Source organism: Flavobacterium sp. BFFFF1 (assembly GCF_002256285.1).
In the GTDB taxonomy this organism is placed as follows: Bacteria; Bacteroidota; Bacteroidia; order Flavobacteriales; family Flavobacteriaceae; genus Flavobacterium.
In genome coordinates this window covers 22,565-44,217 of the sequence record NZ_NKJE01000021.1, presented here as the reverse complement: position 1 = coordinate 44,217, position 21,653 = coordinate 22,565, and the positions used below count along the sequence as shown (strand labels likewise).

General features: G+C 41.3%; 16 protein-coding genes. 7 read left to right on the top strand and 9 right to left on the bottom strand.

Annotated features, from left to right (window positions below; all coding sequences use genetic code 11):
• The first annotated feature begins 79 nt into the window (after positions 1 to 79).
• Genes CFE23_RS12545 through CFE23_RS12535 form a run of 3 tightly spaced genes read left to right on the top strand, consistent with a single transcriptional unit; the run spans position 80 to position 5,947 of the window.
• Positions 80 to 3,169 carry a hypothetical protein gene (locus tag CFE23_RS12545; protein WP_291088528.1) on the top strand — a complete coding sequence of 1,030 codons (3,090 nt, stop codon included), beginning with the start codon at positions 80 to 82 and terminating at the stop codon, positions 3,167 to 3,169.
• Positions 3,169 to 4,404: a hypothetical protein gene (locus CFE23_RS12540; RefSeq protein ID WP_291088526.1), complete on the top strand. Its 1,236-nt coding sequence runs from the start codon at positions 3,169 to 3,171 to the stop codon at positions 4,402 to 4,404. The genes CFE23_RS12545 and CFE23_RS12540 overlap by 1 nt, the downstream gene beginning before the upstream one ends.
• Positions 4,391 to 5,947, top strand: coding sequence for a cellulase family glycosylhydrolase (locus CFE23_RS12535; protein WP_291088524.1), 1,557 nt, complete (start codon positions 4,391 to 4,393; stop codon positions 5,945 to 5,947). Before CFE23_RS12540 ends, CFE23_RS12535 begins: the two co-directional genes overlap by 14 nt.
• Here the strand turns inward: CFE23_RS12535 and CFE23_RS12530 are convergent.
• The 3 genes from CFE23_RS12530 to CFE23_RS12520 all read right to left on the bottom strand — a co-directional run bounded on the left by CFE23_RS12530 (position 5,927) and on the right by CFE23_RS12520 (position 8,796).
• On the bottom strand, positions 5,927 to 7,129 hold the full coding sequence (locus CFE23_RS12530; RefSeq protein ID WP_291088522.1) for a glycosyltransferase: 1,203 nt from the start codon (positions 7,127 to 7,129) through the stop codon (positions 5,927 to 5,929). The genes CFE23_RS12535 and CFE23_RS12530 overlap by 21 nt on opposite strands.
• A 77-nt stretch (positions 7,130 to 7,206) precedes the next feature.
• Entirely contained in the window at positions 7,207 to 8,469 is a 1,263-nt protein-coding gene (locus tag CFE23_RS12525; RefSeq protein ID WP_291088520.1) for an oligosaccharide flippase family protein, read from the bottom strand.
• 24 nt (positions 8,470 to 8,493) lie between these two features.
• A complete protein-coding gene (locus CFE23_RS12520; RefSeq protein ID WP_291088518.1) occupies positions 8,494 to 8,796 on the bottom strand; it encodes an STAS domain-containing protein in 303 nt (100 codons plus the stop codon).
• Between the two features lie 161 nt (positions 8,797 to 8,957).
• Between CFE23_RS12520 and CFE23_RS12515 the strand changes: the two genes are divergently transcribed.
• From CFE23_RS12515 to CFE23_RS12500, 4 genes are all read left to right on the top strand, one after another.
• Complete coding sequence (locus CFE23_RS12515) at positions 8,958 to 11,024, top strand: tetratricopeptide repeat protein (protein ID WP_291088516.1); 2,067 nt, start codon at positions 8,958 to 8,960, stop codon at positions 11,022 to 11,024.
• A gap of 397 nt (positions 11,025 to 11,421) precedes the next feature.
• Positions 11,422 to 11,934, top strand: a complete 513-nt coding sequence (locus CFE23_RS12510; protein ID WP_291088514.1) for a hypothetical protein — start codon at positions 11,422 to 11,424, stop codon at positions 11,932 to 11,934.
• A gap of 38 nt (positions 11,935 to 11,972) precedes the next feature.
• Positions 11,973 to 12,488, top strand: a complete 516-nt coding sequence (locus CFE23_RS12505) for a helix-turn-helix domain-containing protein (RefSeq protein WP_291088512.1) — start codon at positions 11,973 to 11,975, stop codon at positions 12,486 to 12,488.
• Complete coding sequence (locus CFE23_RS12500) at positions 12,449 to 12,949, top strand: hypothetical protein (RefSeq protein ID WP_291088510.1); 501 nt, start codon at positions 12,449 to 12,451, stop codon at positions 12,947 to 12,949. The genes CFE23_RS12505 and CFE23_RS12500 overlap by 40 nt, the downstream gene beginning before the upstream one ends.
• A gap of 352 nt (positions 12,950 to 13,301) precedes the next feature.
• Here CFE23_RS12500 and CFE23_RS12495 read toward each other — a convergent pair whose 3' ends face one another.
• The 6 genes from CFE23_RS12495 to CFE23_RS12470 form a co-directional block, all read right to left on the bottom strand.
• The gene (locus tag CFE23_RS12495; RefSeq protein WP_291088508.1) at positions 13,302 to 15,737 is read right to left on the bottom strand and encodes a DUF4114 domain-containing protein; all 2,436 of its coding nucleotides are present in this window, start codon (positions 15,735 to 15,737) and stop codon (positions 13,302 to 13,304) included.
• Positions 15,738 to 15,852: 115 nt separating this feature from the next.
• A complete protein-coding gene (locus CFE23_RS12490) occupies positions 15,853 to 16,557 on the bottom strand; it encodes a LytTR family DNA-binding domain-containing protein (RefSeq protein WP_291088506.1) in 705 nt (234 codons plus the stop codon).
• A 12-nt stretch (positions 16,558 to 16,569) separates the two neighbouring features.
• A complete protein-coding gene (locus CFE23_RS12485) occupies positions 16,570 to 16,887 on the bottom strand; it encodes an Hpt domain-containing protein (protein ID WP_291088504.1) in 318 nt (105 codons plus the stop codon).
• Entirely contained in the window at positions 16,871 to 17,911 is a 1,041-nt protein-coding gene (locus tag CFE23_RS12480; protein ID WP_291088501.1) for an ATP-binding protein, read from the bottom strand. Before CFE23_RS12480 ends, CFE23_RS12485 begins: the two co-directional genes overlap by 17 nt.
• Positions 17,911 to 19,044, bottom strand: coding sequence for an FIST N-terminal domain-containing protein (locus CFE23_RS12475; RefSeq protein ID WP_291088499.1), 1,134 nt, complete (start codon positions 19,042 to 19,044; stop codon positions 17,911 to 17,913). The genes CFE23_RS12480 and CFE23_RS12475 overlap by 1 nt, the downstream gene beginning before the upstream one ends.
• A complete protein-coding gene (locus CFE23_RS12470) occupies positions 19,041 to 21,653 on the bottom strand; it encodes a PAS domain S-box protein (RefSeq protein WP_291088497.1) in 2,613 nt (870 codons plus the stop codon). Before CFE23_RS12470 ends, CFE23_RS12475 begins: the two co-directional genes overlap by 4 nt.

Here is a 21,653-nt window from a genome sequence, read left to right as displayed (position 1 = left end):
AGTTAGTACCGTTACTTAAAACTCGTCGACATGTTGTTTATTCCTATATTTACATTCACAATAACCAGCGCAGGCAAACGTGAAAGAAAAGTCTAATAAATATCTCGTCGTTGCACTTCTCATCGCGATCGTGTTCCACGGAAGTGCTATTTTCTTCACTTTAGAAAATACCTACGATGCTTTAATTCATCTTTTTTTCGCAAATCACTATGCCCACAGTTGGTTTGAACCCTGGAATTACAGTTGGTACACCGGCTTTACGGTTACTGGCTATCCGCCTTTAGTGCATCAGTGTATCGCAGTCCTTTCGCTTCTCGGAGGCTTAAAATTCGGGCTTTTTACCGTCGCAATATTGGGGGTGATCTTGTTCATTACCGGAGTATTCCGCTTCTCATTGCTGCTTACGGGAAACAGGACCATTGCAGGATATGCCGCACTGGTGGCTGTTTTTTCCTCTTCGTTTGTAGAAACACTGCATATTTTTGGGCAGCTGCCCAGTATCATCGGTATTTCAGTATTAATGCACAGTTTGCCGGAGATTTATTTGTGGATTAAAAAAGGTGAATACCGTTATTTTTTCAGGGCGGTGTCGCTGCTGGCCGTCACAGTTTGTTCACACCATGTAACCCCGCTTTTTGGGATGGTCTTTTTCATATTTCCGCTCATCGGAATGGCAATCATGGATGTATCCCGGGAAAAGGTCACCAGTTATAAGGAAGTTACATTCAGGATATTCTATAATTCATTTCGATCTTTATTTAAACGCATCGTCGTTTTTGGTGCTACAGCGGTATTCTTATTGATCATTTGTATTCTTCCGTACTGGATCAACTCCCGAAACAATCCAATTACACAGGTTCCCATTCCGCACGGGAGTCGGGACAATTTCCTCGAGGTTACGTCATCAGGATTGATGTTCTTCTTAATTCCATGGGGAATTCTGCTGTTTTTCATGCCTTATTTATATTATCGGTTTTTCAGCAAGCGGTTTTTGTTTTTTGGGCTTTCGTTTGCGTTACTGACTCTTTTAGGTACGGGCGGCACGACCCCTATTCCGTTGATGTTATTAGGAAAAAATGCCTTCAACATCCTTACGCTTGACCGCTTTACGCTTTGGGCTTCAATTATGAGCCTGCCGTTGTTCGGGGAGTTGACGTACCGTTTGGTGGAAGGCGATTTAAGTGAAGCGATGCAGCGCCGATTCGGATCTGTTTACCATCGGATCGTGTGCGGGTTGCTCGCTGGCATTTTTTTAGGGTTTGCCGTTTTTACCATTACACTGGGCTACTTCAGGCCATTTCAGCCTCAAAGAATCAATATGCTGCCGATTGTGAATTTCTTAAATCAGGACCAACACGACCAATGGCGGTACCTGACATTGGGCTTCGGCGATCAGATGGCCACTTTATCACTCCAGACCAAAGCACTCACTGTAGATGGCAATTATCATTCTGCACGACGGTTGCCCGAATTGACTTCACGTGCGGTTGAGCGGTTGGAAAATTCAAAATTTCGCGGACTCGAAGGCATCGGCTCCCTGCAGCAATTCCTCACAGTTCCTGAAAAATACAACCTGAAGTACGTTTTTTCCAACGACAAATTCTATGACCCGATTTTGTATTTCTGCGGCTGGCACCGCCTTTCTCAACTCGAAAATGGCATCATGGTTTGGGAAAAACTAAATGTTGCACCGCTATCGAAAATCCTTCCGTTTGAAGATATCCCGAAATACCAAAAGCTCATGTGGGGCATTATACCACTGCTGACCATTCTGATTGCTTTCATATTGAACATCCAGATGCTCTTATACCAATCCCTTAAACTTAAAGCGATTGCAAAACCAGATTTTTTCAATTTCGCGCTTCCATACCAGCATTTCCCAAACCGATTGATTTCCCTGATGCAGCTGTGGGCCTTGATTTTAACGGTGGTCATCGGCATTTTCATTTACAGACTTTACTTGAGTAACGCCACACAGATTTCTGCTTTAAATGTCGTAAAATCATACTATGACGCGCTTGATTTTAAGGAATATGAGAAAGCGTATTCGTTGTTGGTTCCCGATAAGAAATACCCTTTGTCCCAGTTTATGCTGGAAACGTCAGTTCAGGATGGCATACTAAATTCTTATGCGAAATTAGATGCCATTGAAATGGAAACCATACACCAGTCTAAAGGTAAAGCGCAAATAATAGCGCGTACCAAATGGGTTACGCCGCTCGAAATCATCCGTCGGGATTATACTCATGAGGCAGTAAAAATAGGTGGAAAATGGTTTCTGAAACCGAATAAGTTAGACATCGATATCCCCCCGGACCAATTTGTTTCGGCAAACACTACCGACTTTTACAAGCACGGAAGAAGGGCTGTCACAACACAACAAACCTATCACGATGATGTTCTCAAACAGCCTGTTTTGGAGATACTTTCAGCACGGCTCATCCGGTGGCAGCAGGAGTATATTATTATCGGAACGCTGCAGAACGTGGATAATGTTCCCGCCGATGTCACTTTAAAAGCCACTTTGTATGACAAAAACGATAAAAAACTGGCATCCCACAATGCCAAATACGTTATAAAACATAAATTAATGCCAAAAGAAATCACCAGTTTCAGGGTGAATTTTGAAGACATTGCCTGGTTGAAAAACACCGATCTGAAGCCGACAACTTTTAACCCGAACGAGTTTACGCCTTTGGATATTAAGGGAATCCCGGTTACTTTCGACATTCAGGCCGCAGGAAACGTAGCCATTACCGATCTTTACACCGCTGTGGGCTTGTCTGATCTCAACATCGAAAACAACCAGTTGCAAGGCACTTTGTTCAATTCAGGAATTCAGGAATCAACCATTCCGGAACTGCTGATTTCCTATTATAATTCAAAAAAAGAATTGGTATACGTAGACCATGCTTTTATGCATGAGGGCGTTCGGGTGCAGCGAAAACATTTCTTTAATTACGAACTATTGGACCTAAAGGGCGTTCGCCTATTAAAATCGTCCCTTGAAAATTGTTTTGTAAATGGCCTCGCAAATGCATCAATCGCCAAAGCTGTGGTTCCGAACCGAAAATATGGCCAGGAATTGGAACAATTGCAAAAAGTACCCGGAAAGGGCTACGACTACATTAAAATTGAAATCAACAATTTTGTTGGAAACCCACGCTAATGAAAAAGACAACTTATCTATTTTTTCTTTTTTGTGCTTTGGCATTGCTGTCATTTGGAAGTGTATTGGTTTCCGGTAAAAAACCCGCCTCATTTCACCTGATTTCAAGAGAAAGTTCATTTCGTGCCGGAGAACCGGTTGCGCTTAGATTTTCAGGTTCTCCGGATTCGGAAATACCGATGCTTTTCATCATCCATTCTTATGGAAAAACGATCCTGGAGCCGAGAAAAGAAAAAGACAAATTCGTTTTTATTTTCCCCGAAAGCTACAGCACCAAAACGGGTACCATTTCATGGTTTTTAACAACCGAAAATAAGACCCTAATCCAGGGGAATGTTGAAATACTCCCCTCGAATAAATCACAGGTTCACATTGAAAACTACCTCGGGCCAAGAAGTATTTTAGCCGGAGGAAAAGAGTTTACCATGATGGTCACGGTTCCTACTGATGGTTTTGACAATCCGCTGGCAGACAATACTCCGGTTCTTATCAAGCACCAGTTTTTGGACAATATTTCAGTCACAACCGAGAAAACAATGAATTTCATTGCGTGGAAAGACATTTTTTCCGAAAACAAATCGGGTAAGTTACTGGTCTCCAGCGATTGCAGTCAAACGGCTACTAAAGAAATTGAAACTGAAATTTATCCAAATATCGCTACGGATTTTACTATAAATTACGCCAGAAATCATGCCTTTGCAGATGGAAATCAAATCACGAAGTTTACTACTTCGATCATAAAAGACGCTTATGGGAACACCGTCAGTGATGGCACGATGGTGACATTCAATATTACGAATGCCAATCAGAAAAATTTAAAAACCTTTGGCACGACAATTGGCGGCATTGCCACGGCACAACTACTGCACCCGGACCATCAAGACGACTATATTGTAAAAGCATATGTTACCGGGATAGCAACCAGTAACCACTTGCGTATTCATTACAATCCGCTCATCGCGTCATTCAATTATGATTTTACAAACCAGAACCGGACTTTACAAGTGGGTCCTTTGCGGAGCTTCATGGGCCAATTGGTTCCTGACGGCATTCAGGTAAAAGTAGTGGTATACCATGGTCCAAAAGCAGTCGCTACATTGTACGAAGAAAGCAACAAAGGATACGCCTCGTTTGTATTGCCTGCTGATATTTATAAGGAGAAAGCCTATCGTTTTAAAATCACTACGCTCGGCGTAACCCAAACCACCGAAACCAAAGAATATGTCATTAATTAACAATAAAATATCTATTCGCGTCGTACTCATCGTCACATTTATTGCAGTCAACCTGCTTGTCATTATGGGAATCAATTCGGTACTCACTTACATGAATTCAGGTGCCAGCCGTACGTCAATGCTGCACCTGGACAAAGAAACCATCAACACTTACCTTCCTAACGTAAAATGGGAAAGTCTAGAAAATCCGGGCCGTATAATGGAACCGAACACCCTTAAGACCATAGAAAAGCACTACCTTTTTTCATGGGTCGTTAAAAATAAATCTTTGGAAGATAATCGGAATGAGGGTATTGAAGATTATTATACGCAGAATGCCCGGACGAATCTATACCGAACCATCGGCGAGAATTCCAAAAAGAACCTCACCATTGAAAGTACAACCCTGGAGCACCATCCGTCGCTGGAATTCTACAGTGCCGATGGGCAATTGGTCGTATTTACAGACCGCAATGTAGTCGAATTTCAAAAGATATTCCAATCGGAAAAACTGATTGCTACAATCCAGGATACGGCCTCCTACAAAGTGATGATGCTGCTCGAAGACGGATTTTGGCGTGTGCGTCATATCCAGAAAATGAAGCCCTCTGATTTTCCTATAGATACCGTTGTTACCGCACCGGTTTTCAAAGTCAGTGGGAAGAAAATATATAAAAACGATAGGGAATTTGTAATGAAGGGCATAAACTACTACCCAAAAAATTCCGCCTGGGATACCTTTGGCAAGGCGTTTAACAAGGATACGATTGGCCGCGATCTGGATATTATTAAATCAGCAAAGCTCAACACCATCCGGATTTTTGTACAATATGAGGATTTTGGCAAAGCCGATGTAAAACAGGAAAAATTAGACAAACTCAAAAACCTGCTCGACATGGCTGCCTCGAGAGAGCTTGCGGTTATCGTTACTTTATTCGATTTTTACAGCGACTATAGCATTGCCGACTGGACGCTTACACACCGGCATGCCGAGAAGATCGTAAGCACCTTCAAAGACCATAAGGCGATCATTGCCTGGGATTTAAAAAACGAGCCCAATCTGGACTTTGAGAAGCGAAATCAGTCGAATGTCCTTGAATGGCTTGAACATTTAATTCCTGTTATAAGACAGAGTGACCCGAACCATCTGATTACGGTTGGCTGGTCCAATTCGGCGGCAGCAGTGCAATTAAAAGACAAGGTCGACTTTGTTTCCTATCACTTTTATAACGCGATTGATGACTTTGAAAAAGAACATGACAGTTTAGAAAAAGCCGTGAATAAGCCTGTTGTCATCCAGGAATTTGGACTTCCATCCGATAACGGAATTTGGCATTGGTCCGGGCATTCAGAAAAAGACCAGGGCGTTTATCATGAAAAAATGCAAGCGCAATTCAAAAAGAATCACCTTGCATTTTTATCGTGGACGTTATATGATTTCCCAAGTATTCCCAATCAGGTTGCTGGAAAATGGCCCTGGGTGAAGAGCAAGCAGAAAAGTTTCGGATTCCTGAATTCAAAAGGCAAGAAGAAACCTTCATTTTCACACATTACGTACGAGTAATTTGGTCGTTTTTTGCATTTCAATTTCCTCGAATCGATTGAGGTACATGCTAACAATCTTATCCATTGACAACGCGCACGCCGCTTTATAATTGGCCTGGGCAATGCTTCGCCTGTATTGGTCATCGTTTAAAATACAGGAAATAGCATCCGCTAATGATCCGGCGCATTCCGGGTTAAAAAATTCTCCGCGATACCCTTCTTCATGAACCAACAGATTCAGGTCACCCAGATCCGGCATCACTACCGCCTTACCATAACTTCCGGCCTGGTGCAATACGCCTGAACTGCCTGTTGTTGAAGTATAAGGAAACACCACTACGGCACTTTCATTGAAAATTTGTGCCACCTGATTTTCCTCAACATAGCCCGTAAAGACAATTCCGGGCACGTGTGCATATTTCTCCTTTACCGATTGCAGATAACCCGGAGTGTTCGGGCTGTCGGTACCGGCAATCACAATTTCGATCTCTTCATCGCTGTGCTTCCGGATTTGCTCGACGGCTTCGATCATAATTTCGACTTTCTTATAAGTGCCGAACTTCCCGAAAGCCATCACTTTTTTAGGACCCGCTGGTAAATCGAAATTTGCAGCTTCAGGTGCCTCAAATGAGCCATGTGGAATCAGCACAACATTGTCAGCTTTGTACTTTGCGGATAAAACATCAACATATTTACTGATGGTAACCGCCACGCGATCGGATTGCAGCAAACAGCGTGTTAAATTGGTTCCAATGAAATTATAAATCTTTTCGACCCATTTGTTTTTTGTAAAACCGGCACTTTCCAAATCGACCTGTTCCAAAATATTATGCAGTAAAACGATGGTATTGCATCCGAAAATCTTCAAAAACATCGGTATCAAAAGGCCTAATGCAGCAGGAATTTTCTTGTCGCCAAATTTTACGAATTGAAGGTTCAGCAACACCGCATCCGGCTTTTCCTTAAGGATGGTCCTTACAATTGTAAAAAGATTGGCATAACTGTTGAAAGACCAGCATTCGCGAACTTTTACTTTTTCACTTTTATCGAAATCCAGTTGCTTCGGGTCGGCAGTTTTATCCGTCACCAGTAAAAGCTCTGATACTTCGTGCTTTTGGACAAAATTCTTTACCAAATGATATCCGTATTCATTTAAGGTCACTTTACTGGGTGGAAACGAGGTTACAACAGCTATTTTCATTTTTAATGTTTTTATTTTTATCGTGCAAATATCGAACGGCTTCTGTTGTTTTTCAGGACTATTCGACGAATGGAAATTTACGTTAGACGAATGTTCTTGTTTGTGTGGTAAAGGAAATACGCAAGCTGAATAAATAATAGCCCAAACATTGCTATGATTTGCATTTCTACCGTTTGTTGCAGGCTTTTGTGAAACATCACAATCAGTGCAATCTGCGTCAGGCCCATTATCCCCGAAAACAGTACAGGGATGTATTTTCCGAGCGAAAGAAAATAATACGCGAAGATGTTGGCCACAGCGAAAACCGAGGTCGCCAGGGCATACTTCCACAACAAAGGTGCAATCGCAAGGTAATCGTTGCCAAACATCAGGCGCACCACCGTTTCGGGGAAAAGACAGCTGCCGGCAACAATTGATGTGGACAAAAGGCTGATGTAGCCTACATATTTCATTAAAACCGATTTCGTATCCAATCCTTGTTTCTGTCGCTGAATTACCTTTGGCAATAACAGCATGACGAACATCCAGGCCACAAAGTAAACTACCCGGCCAATGAGTGCCAATGATGAATACAACCCTGCATCATGGTTTGAGAAATAATGTTTTACCAAAAGGACGTCGCTGTTATTTATAATGATTTGAACACATTCGTAGCATGCCGTCAGCGCAAAAAAACGGATGATGCTTTTCGTGTTGATCGTTTCCTTTAAAATTTCTGGCTTTTTAAATAAGTTCTTTTGAAAAGGAAGCAGCCCAAACACAAAAGAAACAACGATTCCGGCGGCAATCGCGACCGATGTCGGCAACGAAGGAAAGAGCGATACCACAAGCAGCGTAATGGCGAGCCTACTAATCATTTCGGTTTGATAGGTGATCGCCATTTTGGCCAGGCGGTCTTTTCCCTGATACAACCCGCGGTTCACGCTCATGAGCAAATACAGCGGAATTCCAAAACCAAAAACCACAAACATGGCTGATGTCTTGGTATGGAAAAGCAACTGCAGTTCGTGGCTGAAAATCATTATCGCAGCCCCAATCGCAATTCCGATTCCAATGGTCACTTTTGAAATTCCTGCAATAAATACATCCAACTGGTCTTTTTCTAATAGTACAGCATATTTTGAGGTTACAATTTGAAACGCCATGCCGAGAAATGAAAGCACCAATAAAAAAGTGATTAAGATCGCCGCATCAGCAAAGGCTTCAGGACCCAATATTCTGCCGAGCAATAAATTGTAAATATAATTGCCGCCATTGACCAAGAGCATCGTGAACAGGAAAAACTGTTCCTCGCTGATTTGTTTTGATCGGATCCTGCGCAGGGTGCCAGTTGTCGTCATTGGATAAAGGGTAAAGGGTTAGAATTAAAGGATGTCGCGGCGCAACAGGTAGCTCATTTTTTGGGTTTGGAATTTTTCACTGATTTTTTGGTTTTCCTGCCCGATAACATAAAAAACTTTATTGCCCGCTAACGCTTTCCGGTACAACGAAGCAATAGCCGAAATGGCGTAGGTATCAATATCTGCGAGTTTGTTCAATGAAATGGTAATCATTTTAGACCGCTCCAACATGGTTTCAAAATGATTGTTCAGAGAAAAAACGTTTTGCGAATTCAAATCGCCATTGATTTCAAAAATTCCACCGTTGTTTAAAATTTGTAGTGCCATGATATTTACTTTAAAATTTATATTGTTTGTGATTTCTGATGCAAATATCCAATGCGCCAGCAAGTTTTTTTGAGAATATTCGACGAATGGAAGTTTGGTGTAGATGAAATATCATAGGTTTGTCCCTAACTTGCAATCAATATCAATTACAATATCGACGAATGAAATTATTACATCGGGCCATCCTTCTTTTCTTCATTAGTATTAGTGGTTTAAGTTATGCCCAAAACATGAATGAAGGTTTTAGCAATCTTGAAAAAGGCGAGTTTAGCAAAGCCGAGATTTTCTTTAAAGGCATTTTAAAAGACTATCCAACCAATAAAACGGCGCGATTGTGCTATGCCAGGGCGGTCGGGTTAAACAACCAACCTGAACAGGCATTGCAGATGTTTGTCGATTTGATGAAGGAATACCCCGGCGATCTCGAAATCGAATTAAACCATGCAGAAGCCTTGCTGTGGAACAAGAAATTTTCAGAAGCGAAAGGAGTGTACAGCAATTTGGTTCGCAATAATCCAACAAATTTCGTGGCACACCTGGGTTTTGCCAATACCTTATCCAATCTGAAAGAATTTCCTGACGCGCTGGCCCAGGTGAATACCGCCCTGGAATTGTCTCCCGCAAATCCCGGCGCATTAATATCCAGGAAGTACATCAAACTGGGTTATGCGAACGACAAGGTTAAGGAAAAAAAATATGCTGAAGCGGAGGCTTTCTATAACGAAATCCTCTCCGATTTTCCGAATGACAAAGAAACACTGCTCAACAAAGCAAACCTATACCTGATTACAAAAGACATTGCAAAGGGCAAGGCAACTTACAGTTTACTTGCTGCTGGTGATTCGGTGTTGTCTTTAAACGGCCTGGCCTTAATAGAACATATTGATGGAAACGACAAGATGGCGCTGTTGACTGCCGAAAAAGCTGTGGAAGCGGCAAAAGCTGTGACCGATCAAAACCTAAAAAAACAAGCCTCGGAGCGTTATGTACAGGCGCTAATCTGGAATAAAAAATTCAAAGCCGCCGACGCCGAAATCAAGACGCTCAACGCCCAATACGGCAATGAAAACTGGCTATTGGCGCTGGCTGCTACCCTATCCATTTATAAAAGTGATTTCAAAGACAGCATCCAATATTATGAAAGCATATTGAGCAGTGATAAAAGTTCTTTCGACGGAAATCTCGGTGTTGCAAACGCCTATTATGCATCCGGAGAAATCGATAAAGCCTATGCCGCAGTGAAAACGACGCTTGATATTTTCCCGGGACAGAACGATGCGACGAATTTCCTGAAGAAATTAAACCAGGAGCATACGCCTTCTGTTGAAGAAAAATTAAGCTACTCATTTGACAATGGCAACAATACGGCGGTAACATCCAGAACTTTGGTTACCGTTCCTCTTTCCACAAAATGGTCGGTGAATACCACGTACCAATTTCGGAAAACCGGAAACAAGAATACCAATATCAAGGCAGAATCGAATGATTTCCTGGCTGGCGTAGGATATAAATTTCATCCTAAAATCAGTTTTAATACAGAAATCGGAGTGACATCTGCTTCGTCTACCTCAAGTAATTATACCGAAGCGTTGGTTGCAGCCTATTTTAAGATAAAACCCTATAAATTGCAGGACTTGGAAATTGGATACAAGCGCGAATTACAAAATTTCAATACCGACCTGATCGACCAGCAAATCGCTGCAAATAATTATTACTTGAATTACAATATCGGCACCAACGTCAATCTGGGTTGGTTTACACAATACTATTACACCACCCAAACGGACAATAACAAGAGAAATTTATTATTCACTTCGCTTTATTACAACATACTTTCCAAGCCTGTTTTGAAAACAGGATTCAACTACCAGTTCATTTCATTTAAAGACCAGTTGCCAACCATTTATTTTAGTCCGAAGAAGTTCAACGCCTACGAGATTTTCGTGGATTTCCTGAAAGACGAAATGATCACCACCTCTAAAAGTGTTTTTTATAATGCGAATGCCGCTGCGGGATATCAGTACATTGAAGACAATGACAAACAGGTCACCTATCGCATCCAATTGCGTTTTGGTTACAAGCTTTCAGACCGGTTTTTGGCAAACATTTACGGTGGTAAAAGTAACATCGCATCGGCTTCCGTTGCAGGATTCACCTATACTGAAATTGGGCTTCGCCTGAAATGGCTCTTTTGTCCAAAACCAATATTTAGGCAAGTTAGTAGATAACTACTGTTGATAACTTTTAATAATCAAGTTTGCGAAGAAAAATGATTTACTAATAATTTTATGTAGATTTTAAATTTGTTATGTTATCATAAAACAACATTGAACGAGAGAACAGAGAATCTGGCACAGGTGGAAAACCACTATATAGTCACTATAGCAGCCTTTAAGCTTAAGCCCACCATTGTGGGCTTTTTATTTTGGACAAGTATAATCTCTTTATAGCAAATGTCAGAAATTATTTTTTATAATTATTGACTCATAACTAAGTGTTTTTTTCTTTATTAAAAGATTAGGTAACTACAAGTCCGACTATCTTATTAAAATAGTTCTATTAAAATTAGGTTATTTCTTCAAAATGATAAATATTTGCAAAAAATAAACTTACAGGTTGATTTTTATGAAAATAGTTGATACCTTTAGCATTGTGGAAGACAGCCTGTATTCAGTTCAATTTGAAAATGAAGAGTACAATGAATTTCGAAAGCTCTTTTTGAATTGGAACGATCCAGAATTTTTGCATCGTTTTTTTAGCGAACATGAAAATGATTTAAAATCCGCAATCTGGGGTTATATTTCTGTCGATGAAGCCATAGAAAAAACTAGAAATCAAGCAAAATGGATGGAGAAAAAAATTTTAGATTTAGCAAATACCCCACAAGACCCTGAAAGAAATCTATTGAAATATTTTGAGCCATTGGGTGATACTTACGTGAGTAGTACATTGGAATTGAATAAGGGTAAAGGGCTTTCCAAGCACAATTGGCTTAGAATATATGCGGTAGAACCAGAACCTAATTTGTATGTCATAAGCGGCGGTGGCATTAAACTAACACCTACAATGAATGATCGCGATCACTTAAAACTTGAGTTGAGAAAGTTAAAAATCACGAAAAATTATTTAAACACTTAAGAATTTAAAAATTCGAAAACTTAACACAAAACAAATTCATGAACAAAGAAAGTATCAGAGAAAAGCTTTTAAAAAATTCCAAAGTAGATAAAGATTGGATAAAGGAAGCTAAAGCAAGGGTACAAAATGAGGAAGATTTAGATGTAGCATTCTCAATCGCCGTTAAAATTTTAAGGGCAATGAAAACAAAAAATCTTTCTCAAAAGCAATTAGGAGAATTGTTCGATGTATCACCCCAATATATTAGTAAGCTATTAAAAGGAAAACAAAATTTGACTATTAATAGCGCTAATAAATTTGGAAGGCTATTAGGTATAAAATTACTTGAAGTACCTAAAGATTTCGACGTGCAACCTAAAAAGGTTATATTTAAGTACATTTATATGGATCATCCGGTGGAAATAAGTAAACTCTCGAGTTATGCGAGAAATCAACCCAAACCATATATTGCACAAAAACCGACTGAAATGCGACCATCCAATCATAATTTAAAACACTTTACCGCCCAACAGTTATGGCCACAAAAAAACAACCCCTCTATACATACCTGCTAAAAGTAACAACGGATCGATTTGCCATATTTGATGACAACTGCCCGCTTAATATAGGTAAAGGTGATGATGACAGTGAAATATACACTAATATTGGTGTAAAATTTGGTGTAGATGCTAATAAACAAGCTATTGCAGTTGTCTTTTCATTCGAATTAAGCTGCAATGAAAAAACTATGTTGATTGTAGAGCCTGCATTGCATTTTGGTGTGGAAGAAGAATCATGGAAATCCATTTTTAATCCAAAAACTAATTTGATTAAGTTGGACCACGGCACTGCAGCCCATCTGTTAGGAATTTGTATCGGAACCGCCCGCGGGATATTACACACAAAGACTGAAGGTACGCGTTTAAATGGTTACTTTGTACCATTGATGCATCCTACCGAGATTATAACTGAAGATATAATCATACATTGGGAAGAACCAATTAATGTAAATGTAGAAGATGAAACTAATGTCTAGACTAAGGAAACTATAAGTTATTTAAAGCCCCTGACTGGGGCTTCTATTTTGATTTCTATTAGATGAAGTTATAACATAGTAAACCACAAAAGTTATAAATAAGGTAAATTCGACAGGTATTAAATGACATTTCCATTGCGAAAACCTTGTGGTCATAGGGTAATAACAACAAACTCAAATTGAGTAGTAATTTATGCCAAATCTGTGTTAATGGGCATCAGACAGAGTAGGTGGGAAAATCGACATAGTTATCTACCGACCTGCCAATATTCAAAACCTAAAGCCGCGGGCTTTTATAAAAGAAAAAGGCCGCCATTGCTGACAGCCTTTTTCAGGAATAGATTGGGGACAATTAGTTTACTAAAAACTTCGTTTGATATTGCTGATTTTCGGCCGTGATGACCTCAAAAAAGTACATTCCTTTGGCAATACCGTCTAATGGCACTGTTATTTCACGGGTATTGGCCTGAGAAGTCTGTCTTTTTAATATTTTGCCTGTCAAATCCACAATGCTCACTTCAGCTTTAGCAGTTGTTTGCGGCAACACTAGCGTCGTCATACCCTGACACGGATTTGGGTAACTGTACAATTTTGCAGTGCCAAACGCTTCGGGCGTTGTGATTCCCAGCGTAGCGGCTGCTGTCTTCAACGCAAGGTTTGATATTGAGGCAGTAAAATCCTGGAATGTCGTATAATTTCCGGCAATCGAAAATACAAATCCTTTAATTTTCTCATTATTGAAATGGTCTCCTGAATTGTTCGTGAAATCTGCCAATGCAATCGCCATTTCATGCATTGAAGTATGTGCCGGAATCTGAAAACGCAGGCGGTTACTCCAGTCTGTAGTGTTTTCGGTCACCAATACGACTTCAATGGGAAGCGCATTTTGTACGGAGAAGCCCACGGCAGCGTACTCAGACGCGTCAAAGGTCAATTCGCCGGGCAGTATGTTCCTAAAGATGTTTAATGTCCCCAATACCTGTCCGCTTACTGTTACATTTCTTTCAATGGCATAAGCATCAACAGCGGCAGCTGCGGGAGGATTGCTGATTTGAAAATTCGCAATCGTCGTTTCGGCCTCAGCATAATCCAAGCCCCATGGACCATCTGCCATATATAAGGCATCCTGCTGCGGGGAATTGCTTCCTGTTATGGAGAATCCGAAGTCAAACAAACCGCCCAAACTCAAATCCAGTTCCTGCAGATAATCATTCGATAAAGAAATAGTTTGGGAAATACCTTCTAAATTTGCCAACTCGGTGGTTCTTTTATTTCCCTCTAAAAGCATTGATGTCGCTCCCGATTTATTGATGATTGATAAATGCATTGTACCATTCTTATAATATCCGTTCCTCACGAAAACGCTCGGAATCCGATCTGAAACCGCCACGGAAGCCAAGGTCCCCTGAGCCTGGTACTGTGCTATAATATAATTTGTAATGCTGCAAACCTCGCCCATTGAACTGCCCCAAACCTGGAAATTAGTATAGTCGCCCGATGGGTATTGTGCAATATTCCAATAACTGTGCAAAGTATTTTCAGTATCTGATTGCTGAATCGAAAAATTCAAAGCATACTCAATCGCGCCATTGGCCCTTTTAATTTTAACCATGATGATCTCAAAACCGTTTAGATTTATTGTCCTGACGTCTTCGAGCGTACTGTTATTCAATCGGTCACAAATTGCTTTGGAATGGCCATAAATTCCATTTGTGGTGGTGGTTGCCAAAACCGCAGCGACCCTTGTTTCGCCTTGATAGTAATCGACGGAGTACACTTGGTTGGCATTCGTAATTCCAATTAAATCCGTCGGACTGGACACGTAGGTGGTTTCATTGCCAAACATTCCGGTATCAGGCAGCAAGGCAGCAAAATTGGTTTGGTTCCCGGAACGCAACTGCATGCCCTGAAGCTTTGAGAAAGTCGTCTGCTTCACTTTACGGTCGGCGAACGCGTTGTTCTTGATTCTGTTGAAATTACGCTTTGCGATCAAGGTCGCTAAATCGCCTTTGCTTTCCAAGCCACCATTATTTCCGGAACTGACATCGGCTGCGGAACTCACGTCGGCCAGATTGGTGGAGCGAAGCGCTTCATATGGATTCGATGTAATATAAAATACGGCATCATTAAAATCGTTATCACAGCCGCCGTTGTCTCGGCGGATATCTTCAAAGCCCAAAATCACACGCTGATTATCGGGGTCGTTGAGCAATACGTTATGCTGCCGTAATGAAGACGTGGCTTCCGGGTTGAAATCCGGATTAGAGAACAGACGCCAGCTGCCATTAGTAACCTGAGTGCCATTCCATCCGTTTGCCAGCAATACCCAGCCTATACCCGTTCCGGCGGGAAATGTGCCGATTTTCACTTTATTTCCGGCCAATAAGGAACCACCACTGCCCGCTCCGGAAACGTTTGGAAAAATGATGGTAATCTGACTTGCCGTTGGTGCTGTTGTCGGTGGATTATTAATGTCATAAGTGTAAAACCCCAGGACATTTCGATATCCGGCACCTTCGCTTACGAATGTTACCCACACATCTGCGAGACTGTCGACGATAATGTCTGTCCCATAGCCTGACGAAATGTACTGGGGATTGTAAATGGGAACAGGGTAATTTTCTGGAAGTGAATTGCTTACCAGCGAAAGGGTCGCCGGCGTGATTACATCGCTTGGATCAAAATAAAGTGGTGTTCCATCGGCAGTGTAAGGGCCCAGATACTGGAAAGTCTGTCCGTAGTTGATTGCGCAAAAGAGACACGCCATCGTAGCTAAAATTGTTTTCATAATTCATTTATTTAATTATGAGACAAATCTAGTGGGTCGCTTTCCGGATTTTTTTAATATTAGACAAACGCAGCCGGAAGTGTCGACCAAAAGCAGTTTTCCTTAGATGACGGATTCAGAGTAAATTCAGCCGATTCATTAATTCAGGACGATTGGCCCGGCTTACGGGGATTACATCTTTACCAATCAGGACGCTGTTGTCCTCGATGTCGATGATTTTTTTGGTGTTGATGATAAACGACCGGTGCACTTTCAGGAACAAATCTTTGGGTAATTTGTCTTCAATTTTTTTAAGCGTAGAGTGCACGACGTAATTTTTACCTTCGGTTTTGATGTGAATGTAATCACCTTTGGCTTCGACCACGTTTACGGCAGCAAATTCAATTTTAATCAGTCGGCGGTCGATGTTGATGTAAAACTCGTTGGCATTGTCTTCAGTCGGAACTTTCGTGACCGCAGTCGGTGCAGCAGCTGCAGCACTCGCCTTTTGAACCGCTTTAAGAAATCGGTCTTCAGTGATGGGTTTCACGAGATAATCCACGATGCACTCGTATTCAAATGCTTCAATAGCAAAGTTCTTATCGGAAGTGACGAGCACTACTTTAGGCGGATTTTTTATGGTTTGTATAAAATCAAATCCGGTAAAGTCGGGCATATGGATGTCGAGGAAAATCAAGTCAACATCCTGTTGATTGAGGAATTTGATGGCTTGCATTGCATTCGAAAACGATTCAGACAAAGTCAATTGCGGATTTTTTTCAATCATTTGCCCGATGATGGCACGTGCCATTTCTTCGTCGTCAATTACAATACAATTCATAGGTGTATAAGATTATAATTCCTGAACAAACTGCTGCATTTTCTCCAGAATGGCTTTAAAATCAGATTGCAACGCAGTATTGTTTTTTTTTAACTGTTCCTCAAATTCTTCAGCAATATAATAACTTTTTTCAAGACCCAATATGGAAATCTTATGTTTGAGTTTATGGACACTTTGTGCCGCTTCAGCAAAATTACTGTTTTGAATCTGGTTTTGAAATGTCGTGATTTCTTCAGGTAGCTCACGTTTCAGTATGGCAATCATTTTTTCCCGAAAGTCAATGCTGTCGCCTGAAAGTTGTTCGATATAATTGTTATTCGGCTGTTCCATGGTTTTTGGGTAAAGTAAAATAAAAGGTGGTACCAACATTTTCCTGACTATCAAGCCAGATTCTCCCGGCGTATAAGTCTACAATCTTTTTCACGATGGAAAGGCCAATACCTGAGGATGGATCGTTATTGTGCAATTTTGAAAAAACGTCGAAAATTTTACCTTGGTGCTTTTCCGCAATACCTATGCCGTTGTCTTTGACATAAAACTCGATTTCACTTTCATTTTCTGTACTGCCGATTTCAATGGACGCAGCGTCTTTGTCGTTATATTTTATCGCATTCTGAATTAAATTCTGAAACAGCTGGTTGAAGCGAAACGGGTTGCCCAACACCTTTGGCAAAGTATTGTGTATTGTGAATGTTACGTGTTTAGGGATATGAATGGTCCGAATGACCTCATCTATCAAGATATTCAAATCGATTGTCCGGTCATCTATTTCCTGTTTTTCTACTGACGAGTACACCAGAATACCTTTGATCAGCAGGTCCATTTTTTCAACATTGGCCAATATCGTATGCATTGATTTCTTATTGGAATCATTCATGATTTCTGCATTATCCTCCATAAACCAGTTGATCAGCGTGTCGATGCTGCGCAAAGGCGCCTTAAGATCATGAGAAACCATGTGCGCATATTCATTCAGCGCCTGGTTTTGCTTTTCAAGGTTGCCCAAAAGCGTTTCCCGCTGTTTATTTATTTTTACGATCTCGATCGCCTGTTGCCTGATGTAATCCGATGATTTCAGGGTATTGTTATCTGTGACTTTTGCAGAGTCCAGATTCATCGAGTTTAGAACCGATTCAAGATTGCGGTTGATCTCCTTGAGGCTCTCTGCCTCTTCCCGCAACTTTTGGTTGGCTGCATAGAGTTCGTCAGAGCTGATTTTCATCGCGCGTTGCAGCATCGCAATCTGGTCCTCAAAATTTTGATATGAATTGTCCACCGCCTTAAAAAACAAATCGATATTGTTTAGACCGGTATCCAGGTGTTTAGCAATCTGTCGCTTGAGCAGTGAATTCATTATTCGCTGATTAGGGTTAGTGTCATGGTCTGGTTGTGCAGTTCGCATGCCGTTTTTCCGTTGAATGGTGCCATTTCCCCATAAGAATAAAAACCTGTAATCGTAGTTTGCTGCCCGATGATTTCCTGAACCTGTTCGATCTCTTCTTCCACCCTTTGGTTCATCACCAGTTTTCGTCCGATACAGCTGACCAAAACTGCCAAATCTGGTGGCGTTTGCCTGCCTTCCATTGCAATGGCGGCGGCATTCTGTGCGCCGGCAGCAATCCCGTCCACCGAAGCCATCATGAGTTGTACCCTGGAATTCACTGGTACATCGCCTGCCAGGATCATGGAATTGTTCTTGTCATCAATGCCCAGAATCGTGCGTACGACGGGCTCTGATTTTCCTTCAGGGGTCACATTCAAGGGATACAAAAGAGATGCCTGGGGCAGCTCGCTGGCCTTATCACCTAAATAATTTCTATATAAATCGAGTGCAGATTGGTCATCAATCTCAAAAAGTACATTGCCGGTTGATTTGGTGATTTTCCTTTCCGGCCCGAATGGCAACCATCCGCCGAAACTGGCAAAAGTGATTTCGAGTGATTCCCCATAAAACCCAATCAGGACCACTTCACCTTCTTTGGGATTTTCCTTGTAAGAGGCCAGTGTTTTTAAAAAGCGCGCATCGTCGCCACACATGCCTCCCGTGATGGAAACTGCATCGCTTAGGTGGTCTTCGATTCCGTCAATTAACGAGCTGCCATTTACGAAACTCCCTTCAGACAACACAAAAAGATGCTTTAGGTTTGTCTTATTTATTTTACCGTATAGTGCTTCGCCCAGTGGTCTTGCATTTTTATGATAATCCAGAATATTTTCTGTAACGACCTGAAAAGTGCTTTTTTCAAACTCAATCGCTGTGACAACTATCGATTTTTCATACACTTCCCCGCTGACAATCTCGCCTGAAGTTGACCCAAACACGATATGCTCATACGGAAACCGGCTTCGGATATCGCTGATCACCTCGCTTTTTTCGAGCAAAAAACGGTCTGCAAATACCAAAACCAACGGATTGTGTAACGGGATGTCCTCCTGAAAAAACTTCCATGGTTTGTCCTCTATCTTTAAAGCCTGTACTATTTTCATGACTTATTTAATTTTATAAAAAAGGTTGTTCCCTTACCCATTTCGCTCTCTACCCAAATTTCACCCTGATAAAGGTCAACTATTTTTTTAACAATTGAAAGTCCCAGACCTGTTGACTTATCGCGGTTTCCTAAAGACTGAAATATCTTGAATATTTTTTCCTCATTTTCCTTTGCAATCCCGGGCCCATTGTCCGCAATTGAAAAGAGGTAGTGCTTTGGAAGGTTTTGGCAGGCAACTTCTACAACTCCTTCTGGCTTATCTATGTAATTTACAGCATTGCTGATGATGTTTTGAAAAAGCTGCTGCACCCGGTAGCGGTCCCCTTTGATGATCGGCAATTCATTTTTAATGGTTACGTTAACATGAGTGGGTATATGAATGATATTGACGATGTTGTTAATGATTTCCGAAGTGGACACATTCTCCAGCGTCACTTCCACTTTATCAATTTTGGCATAGGTCAGGATTCCCTCTATCAGGTGGTCCATTTTTTCGACCTTATTTTCAATCATTCCGAGATACTGCAGGGTCTGGGCGTTGAATTCCTTATCATTGTCTTCCTTTATCCAGGCAATAAGGGAATGGATGCTATGCAAAGGCGATTTTAAATCGTGTGATACTATAGCCGCATAATCTTCGAGTTCCTTGTTGCTCTTAGCGAGGCTGTTCATCAAAAATTCCCGTTGGTGTTCCATCTCTTTCTTCGCAGTAACGTCTTCCTCGATGGCAAAGAATTTTACAACTTCATTTCTCTTATTATACAAGGCCTGTCCTTGGATGCTTACCCAATACTTTCTACCTGATTTAGAATAATTTACAATTTCACAATTGAATGGCAGTCCTTTTTTGATGCGCTCTTTTAGATAAGCAACCGTATCAGGATTGGTATCCGGTCCTTGCAGCAGCTCTCCCGGTTTCCTGCCGACAATTTCTTCCATAGCGAATCCGGACATCTCCAGAAAACTCGTGTTAGCCCATTCTAATTTTCCATCCTTGTCGGAAATGACCACGGCATTGATATTTTTTTCTGCAATTAAAGACAGTATGTACAGCTGTTCCTCCTGGAGTTTTTGTTCTGTAATGTCAAGATGTATCCCTATTGAGCCTACAAGATTGCCATTGAGATCATAGTTTGGCGCGCCGCTGATCAGCCAATGCCGTTTTTCCCCCTGTTTGTTAAATACCTTTACTTCATAGGAATCTGTGATGCCTTCCAACCGCATTTCGTTTTTTGACTGCAGGATTTGCTGACTTTCAAAAGGCATTAACAACGCAGAAGCTTTCTTACCGATTAAATCTCCGGCAGGATATCCACTGATTTCGCTGAAACTGTTGTTAGATAACGTAATTACATCATTCAGATCCACTTCGAGCAGTCCCAGATTCATATTCGCAATGATACTCTGGTATTTGCTTTTTTCAATCTCCAGACTTTCGTCGTAGCGTTTTTTAAGCGAAATGTCCTCAATCATCGCAAAATACTGCTTTACATTTCCCTGCTCATCAAAAATAGGCTGTCCCTTAGTGCGTGACCAGAAATAGCTTCCGTCTTTTCGGCCGTGCACCAACTCGACCTCAAAAGGAGCGCCGCTGTAAAAAGGAGTAAGCATTTTGGAAAACTCACTTTTATTGGTTTGTGCACAAACACCAATCTCAATTGGCGTTTTACCGATAATAAAAGCTTTGTCGTAACCTGTTAAATGGGTATAGGCGTCATTACACCAGAAGATCTCGCCGTTGGGATATGTAAATACGATCCCGTTTTCATTAGCGCTGGCTACTAAAGAGAGCCTTTCGAGTTCGGCACTGGTTTCTTTTTGCTCAGTGATATCACGCCCGTAGATATTGATGTATTTCTCCTCTCGCAGGCTTTTGCAGACGAAAGAATAGTATTTTCCGCCGGACTGGGCTTCAAAAATGTACCGCTCCTTTTCCACATCGATCTCGCCTATGATGTGCTTAAAGAAGGCTGCAGCATTATAAACTTCGCCATTATGGGTAAACTCCAAAAGTACATCAGCTGCAGGATTTCGCTTCAGTAAATTTCCGTCAAAATCGATCCGGATCAACGGATCGGGATTTTGCGTCGGGAACAAGGCGATGTCATGGATTTCCTTATTTGCTTTCTTCAGCTCGTTTCTTTGGTTGTTGATTGTAATCAGCGTTTCTTTAAGTTCCTGGGCTGAAATCTCCAGGTTTTTCATTACATGAAGCAAATCCAACAAAGGGTCGCTTATTGAGAAATCATTGATAGTCAGATTCCTTTCGGCTACTTCATTCATCGAATTAAACCAAGGCGACCCGACGAAAAGCAATTGCCCGTCATGTGATTCGAGTTGGCCCCTCAGGACCATGCCATCAACAACACTTTCAATCACGACCAATTGTCCGATGAAACTGCTGAATTCTTTAAAGCTATTGTTTGTGATTTGTGGTTTTTTGACGCGGAACGCATCGGTAAACAGCGTTCCAGGCTTTAATTCAGGGTAGATTTTAGGAAGGCTTCTCCCGAACGTTGTTAGGGTTAATGAACTGTCAATCAGAATAAAATACGGGAATAATTTATTGAAGGATTCTTCCCCGAATTTAAATTCTAATTGTGCCAT

What these genes read in the sequence shown, in the direction of transcription:
- CFE23_RS12540 (WP_291088526.1), top strand. Translation starts at nt 3,169, where the DNA reads ATGAAAAAGACAACTTATCTATTTTTTCTTTTTTGTGCTTTGGCATTG.
- CFE23_RS12535 (WP_291088524.1), top strand. Translation starts at nt 4,391, where the DNA reads ATGTCATTAATTAACAATAAAATATCTATTCGCGTCGTACTCATCGTC.
- CFE23_RS12530 (WP_291088522.1), bottom strand. Translation starts at nt 7,129, where the DNA reads ATGAAAATAGCTGTTGTAACCTCGTTTCCACCCAGTAAAGTGACCTTA.
- CFE23_RS12525 (WP_291088520.1), bottom strand. Translation starts at nt 8,469, where the DNA reads ATGACGACAACTGGCACCCTGCGCAGGATCCGATCAAAACAAATCAGC.
- CFE23_RS12520 (WP_291088518.1), bottom strand. Translation starts at nt 8,796, where the DNA reads ATGGCACTACAAATTTTAAACAACGGTGGAATTTTTGAAATCAATGGC.
- CFE23_RS12515 (WP_291088516.1), top strand. Translation starts at nt 8,958, where the DNA reads ATGAAATTATTACATCGGGCCATCCTTCTTTTCTTCATTAGTATTAGT.
- CFE23_RS12510 (WP_291088514.1), top strand. Translation starts at nt 11,422, where the DNA reads ATGAAAATAGTTGATACCTTTAGCATTGTGGAAGACAGCCTGTATTCA.
- CFE23_RS12505 (WP_291088512.1), top strand. Translation starts at nt 11,973, where the DNA reads ATGAACAAAGAAAGTATCAGAGAAAAGCTTTTAAAAAATTCCAAAGTA.
- CFE23_RS12500 (WP_291088510.1), top strand. Translation starts at nt 12,449, where the DNA reads ATGGCCACAAAAAAACAACCCCTCTATACATACCTGCTAAAAGTAACA.
- CFE23_RS12495 (WP_291088508.1), bottom strand. Translation starts at nt 15,737, where the DNA reads ATGAAAACAATTTTAGCTACGATGGCGTGTCTCTTTTGCGCAATCAAC.
- CFE23_RS12490 (WP_291088506.1), bottom strand. Translation starts at nt 16,557, where the DNA reads ATGAATTGTATTGTAATTGACGACGAAGAAATGGCACGTGCCATCATC.
- CFE23_RS12485 (WP_291088504.1), bottom strand. Translation starts at nt 16,887, where the DNA reads ATGGAACAGCCGAATAACAATTATATCGAACAACTTTCAGGCGACAGC.
- CFE23_RS12480 (WP_291088501.1), bottom strand. Translation starts at nt 17,911, where the DNA reads ATGAATTCACTGCTCAAGCGACAGATTGCTAAACACCTGGATACCGGT.
- CFE23_RS12475 (WP_291088499.1), bottom strand. Translation starts at nt 19,044, where the DNA reads ATGAAAATAGTACAGGCTTTAAAGATAGAGGACAAACCATGGAAGTTT.
- CFE23_RS12470 (WP_291088497.1), bottom strand. Translation starts at nt 21,653, where the DNA reads ATGGCACAATTAGAATTTAAATTCGGGGAAGAATCCTTCAATAAATTA.